The 4,677-nt window shown below is 40.4% G+C and carries 5 protein-coding genes and 1 pseudogene; 5 read left to right on the top strand and 1 reads right to left on the bottom strand.

Features of this window, described 5'->3' with window-relative positions; all coding sequences use genetic code 11:
- Nucleotides 1-178 precede the first annotated feature (178 nt).
- On the bottom strand, nucleotides 179-352 hold the full coding sequence (locus SGR01S_RS24410; protein ID WP_167348767.1) for a hypothetical protein: 174 nt from the start codon (nucleotides 350-352) through the stop codon (nucleotides 179-181).
- Between the two features lie 164 nt (nucleotides 353-516).
- On the opposite strand from SGR01S_RS24410, the gene SGR01S_RS23410 reads away from it, so the two are divergent.
- The 5 genes and pseudogenes from SGR01S_RS23410 to SGR01S_RS24705 form a co-directional block, all read left to right on the top strand.
- Complete coding sequence (locus tag SGR01S_RS23410; protein WP_073963499.1) at nucleotides 517-873, top strand: GtrA family protein; 357 nt, start codon at nucleotides 517-519, stop codon at nucleotides 871-873.
- Complete coding sequence (locus tag SGR01S_RS23405; protein ID WP_061808714.1) at nucleotides 870-1,778, top strand: glycosyltransferase family 2 protein; 909 nt, start codon at nucleotides 870-872, stop codon at nucleotides 1,776-1,778. The genes SGR01S_RS23410 and SGR01S_RS23405 overlap by 4 nt, the downstream gene beginning before the upstream one ends.
- Nucleotides 1,779-1,797: 19 nt before the next feature.
- On the top strand, nucleotides 1,798-3,240 hold the full coding sequence (locus SGR01S_RS24310; RefSeq protein WP_147284271.1) for a glucosyltransferase domain-containing protein: 1,443 nt from the start codon (nucleotides 1,798-1,800) through the stop codon (nucleotides 3,238-3,240).
- A 322-nt stretch (nucleotides 3,241-3,562) separates the two neighbouring features.
- Nucleotides 3,563-3,823, top strand: a complete 261-nt coding sequence (locus tag SGR01S_RS24305; protein WP_061808712.1) for a hypothetical protein — start codon at nucleotides 3,563-3,565, stop codon at nucleotides 3,821-3,823.
- Nucleotides 3,824-3,844: 21 nt separating this feature from the next.
- Nucleotides 3,845-4,596 (top strand): annotated as a pseudogene (locus tag SGR01S_RS24705) (site-specific integrase); the annotation flags it as partial.
- Between the last annotated feature and the right edge of the window lie 81 nt (nucleotides 4,597-4,677).

Here is a 4,677-nt window from a genome sequence, read left to right as displayed (position 1 = left end):
CATCATTTACATATTAAAAAATAATATATTACGTAAAAAAATCAGAGCATTGGTTAATAATCGCACACTTTAAATTCATATGGTTAATTCATGGTTTTCTGTTATCTTCTGAGCTGTTTATTGCATAAAAGAGCTCTAAAGTTGACATAGGCCATGATGCGGCAGGAGGAGGGGCCCTTTACTGCTTTTCTCTCACCAAGGTGGCCGCATCCCTCAGAACACCTTTGTCAAACATGTTGCCGATAATTTTTCGCTTCATCTCAAGGGAATCGGTAATGTTTTGGCGATTCACATCCATGCCATTAGCGGTCAGATCGATCACCGCAGCCCCAATCTCATTAGCTATGAACATTCCCGTTATTCATCAGTTTCCATTGTTCCTCCCAGTTTCCTTTCGAGCATAAGGATCTTGATATCATCAGCCCTTAGATCTCGTTTAACATCAATGCGTAAAGTTGCCTTTTCAAAATAACAATGGCAAAATACTGAAAACAATCTTTTTAAGAAAAAAAGTAATTGAAAACATTCGCAAAATATGCATCGATTGGCTTGATAAACACAATGGCTCATTGGACTGTGTTTGCCATTATGATATCCAATGGTTACTCGCAATGGCTCTCTAATTTTGCCGCTTTCTGTGTCGCTGTAAGTATCTCTTTTTTCGCAAATGCTAAGTGGACCTTCAAACGCGATGCTACAACCATAAGATATATGATGTATGTGTTCTTCATGGGAGCTATGGCATCTCTAATTGGTTGGGTTGCAGATAAAACAGATATTAATCCTATAGTAACACTTGTTAGCTTTTCATTTATTAGTCTTATATGCGGTTTTATTTACTCTAAGTACGTAGTATTCAAGGATAGAAAATGAAGATTTCCCTTGTAGTTCCTGTATTTAATGAAGAGGACGCGATACCTATATTCTATCAATCCGTACGCCGGGAGTTGACCGGTTATGATGTTGAAATCATCTTTGTTAATGACGGCAGTAAGGATGGTACCGAGAATATTATCAACGCACTTGCTTCATCTGACCAGCTCGTTAAAACCATTTCATTTACGCGTAATTTTGGCAAGGAACCGGCTCTTTTTGCTGGTTTGGAACATGCGACTGGTGACGCTGTCATTCCAATTGATGTTGATCTGCAGGATCCGATAGAAATTATCCCCAAGCTCATAGAACATTGGCAGTCTGGTGCCGATGTTGTCCTAGCAAAAAGGACCGACCGAAGTGCCGATGGACATCTAAAACGTAAAACGGCTGAATGGTTTTACAGGCTTCACAATAAAATCAGCTCGCCAAAAATTGAGGAGAATGTTGGTGATTTCAGGCTCATGTCCAGAGAAACCGTTGAGCATATCAAACTCCTTCAAGAACGAAATCTATTTATGAAAGGAATACTTTCCTGGGTAGGTGGAAGGGTCGATGTTATTGAATACAGTCGGGCAGAGCGCGTTGCGGGCATATCAAAGTTCAATGGATGGAAACTCTGGAACCTAGCTTTGGAAGGTATAACCAGCTTCTCAACATTCCCATTGAGGATCTGGTCTTACATAGGGTTGATTGTTGCAGGCTGCTCATTTTTTTATGGCGCGTACATGCTCATCGATACCATGTTATTTGGAAACCCAGTAAAGGGTTACACTTCCATAATGGTATCTATGCTTTTTTTAGGTGGGGTACAGTTAATTGGAATAGGTGTTCTTGGTGAATACATTGGAAGAATTTATATAGAAACCAAGGGCAGACCAAAATACATTATTAATAAAAAATAAATCAACCATGAATATGACAATGAAAATTGAAAAATCAAATTTAAAAGATATCATCATATTAATATTTTTGCTTCTAGTAGTAATGGTAGCTTATAGTCCAGCATATGTTAATATTTACGGATTTTCTGATGATTATTCTACATACTTTGTTGCTAATTTATCTCATTCCAACTTAATTAAATGGGATGTCATGTCTGGCAGGCCCGTGTACGCTGTGATGCGTTACATTGCTCAAAAATCTATTGACACAACTGCAGACTTCACTGCCCTCAGAATAATATCTGTAATTAGTATATATATATTATGTTGTTACCTATACTTTTTCCTTAAAAGAACTAACTTCCCCGGAGGGGTTCTTTCATGGATAGTAACACCGTTGTTGCTTTGCCTCCTTCCCCCTATTGTGTTGTTTGGAGCTTGGGCAACTTGCTTCCCATATGTAACATCAATCTTGTTAGCCGGGGTTTCTTATTCTTTATTGAATCACTGCGAGAAACTAAATCCATATTATCGAATAATACTTTCTTTTTTTTCGCTTGCTCTATCCTTTTCAATATATCAACCTACAGGTATGACTTTCTCTTTGTTTATGCTAATAGATAATTGCCTAAACAATAATAAAATAAACCTCAAGAAAGTAATGAAAAATGCCATCATGATAATTCTTGGCATGTTAACCTCATTAATATTATCTAAAGCCCTGCCTAAATTAATCTATGGTGAAAGCTTCCAAAGAAGCGCATTAGCAAAGTCAGCAAAAGAAAAAGTAATCTGGTTTTTAGATAAGCCACTACATGACTCCATATCAAACTATGTTATATTCCATGATAAAATTTACTTTTTAGTTTCATTACTCGTATTTTTGTCGGCAATTTTATTTATTTACAAGCAGAAAAACGGTGGGCAAAAGGTTGTACTTTCCTTACTGATTATCATAGGAAGTTTTTCACCAAACCTAATAATAGAGGAAGATTGGGTTTCCTATCGCTCTCTAGTAAGCATTTATTTATGCATTGGTTCCGTAATGGCCTTTGGTTTGTCAAGCCTAACAAATAAATTTAACATTAAAAACTTAGCACTGTCAGCATGTGCTGCATTTTCACTCATTAGCTGCCTAAATTTCATAAATACAAATTTTGTTGAGCAATACAAGCAGGAGGTTGTGGTGCTGAAAACCGCCATCAAAGAAAAAATCTCAAAAGATTATGACGGTTATTTAATCTTTGACATATCCAACCCCGTATGGAATGTATTTTCTCAAACAAAATATGACGAAATTGGATCCCCATCGATTCAAATCCCTTGGGCAATAGCGGGATTTTCCGACTCATTGAGAAAAGAAATGCATTACAATTTTAAAATCAATACTGATAAATCAGTGGTAAAGGTTAGTAATCAAAATTGTTTGCAAAATTGCACTATTATTCCTGTAACGGAAAAATTAAGAGAATTGAATAATTAATGTAGATCATATGCAGGCCTGCCGGCCTGCATAGTTACCGCATTTACCTTTGATGCTCCACCGCCAGTTTCCACTTACCCTCCTGAGCGTGTGCCCTGAAAGTTCGTAACGCGCCGACCGACAAATTCCCTTCGCCACTTATCAGCTTTCATTTCGTCAGGCAGACTGTGCACGTTGTAAATGTAGCTGAGATGCAGCGGAAAAAGCGTCTTCGCAAGGCTGTGTGGCTTCATCGAGATAACCCGCCGCCCAAGGGTCACATGAATCCCTTTTTCAGCGTCCAGTTGCCGCAAATAGCGTATACCATTAGATCCCGCTCCTTATGCGGTTCCCGAAAATCGAAATTAGGCTGGCGCCAAGCGGCAGCAATCGCACTGCCCTCGGTAGCGATGATGTTGTCGATATTGACAATCAGCGTGTGCGTCTGATCAACCATCACTCGCCGCTGCTCAAAATCAATCTGCTTGGCCGATTTGGCGATATGCTGGTTGGTTTCACCACTCCGCTACGCGATGAAGCCGAAAGGCGTGGGCTGATAGTGTTGATGGGAGGTATGCTGGTTGCCCGGCCACTGAGCCGCTGATTAGCCAGAAAGAGGATAAGGCAACATTTAGCCGATCGGTTCCTCAACTCTGTAGAGTTTAACGATTTAGCTTTCGACTCGCTGAAGGAATACCAAAAACATGCCAAAAAGGTGATGCCTGTATTTAAGAAAATGGATCCGAACAATATTAAGCCTGAGCACATCAGGAAATATATGGGTACCCAGGCAAACCGCAAGAAAACGTTCATTTCGCAGGGTTCGATTGGAGCTACGAGCGTGGCTATGTGAAAGGAAATCCCTGTAAGGGTGTGAGGCAGTTCAAGGAGATGTCTCACGAGCGCTATGTTACCGACGCGGAGTATGACACTGTTTATACCATCGCACCGATTACGGTGAAGATTGCAATGAAAATAGCGTATCTATGCTGCGCTCGACAGTCCGTCGTTCTTGCGTTGTGCCGCGCTCAGATTTTAGAACCGGGGATCTTTACCTGCCAAGGAAAGACCGGCTCCAAACAAATTAAAGCCTGGCCAAACCGCCTTCGTGTGGCGATGGTGTTAGCCGACACATTACCAATTAAAGATGGTATTTCCAGCGTCTACGTGATCCACCAGCGCGACGGTTTTAATACCCAATGGCGCAATGCAAAGCTGGCAGCCATCGCTCCATATCCCGAAATAGACTTTGACTTCACCTATCACGACCTGAAGGCAAAAGGCATTTCCAATCTGGACGGTACACTGACAGAGAAGCAGGCAATTTCAGGTCACAAGAGCATTGGGCAGACCGCAAGATATGACCGCAAAAATTAAGATCATCTAGGTAGTCGGCGGGCAGTAATTATTCAGCGTACACGCATAGAATAAAAATAAAAGTGATGTTAGGAAATGGAG

The organism is Serratia grimesii NBRC 13537 (assembly GCF_001590905.1).
Classification (GTDB): Bacteria; Pseudomonadota; Gammaproteobacteria; order Enterobacterales; family Enterobacteriaceae; genus Serratia; species Serratia grimesii.
The sequence above is the reverse complement of the archived record's forward strand: the minus strand, read 5'-3'. Positions and strand labels throughout refer to the sequence as shown.

Bases quoted from the DNA above. Each gene is read 5' to 3' on its own strand.
- SGR01S_RS24410 (WP_167348767.1), bottom strand. From the start codon at position 352: ATGTTCATAGCTAATGAGATTGGGGCTGCGGTGATCGATCTGACCGCT.
- SGR01S_RS23405 (WP_061808714.1), top strand. From the start codon at position 870: ATGAAGATTTCCCTTGTAGTTCCTGTATTTAATGAAGAGGACGCGATA.
- SGR01S_RS24310 (WP_147284271.1), top strand. From the start codon at position 1,798: ATGAAAATTGAAAAATCAAATTTAAAAGATATCATCATATTAATATTT.
- SGR01S_RS24305 (WP_061808712.1), top strand. From the start codon at position 3,563: ATGCGGTTCCCGAAAATCGAAATTAGGCTGGCGCCAAGCGGCAGCAAT.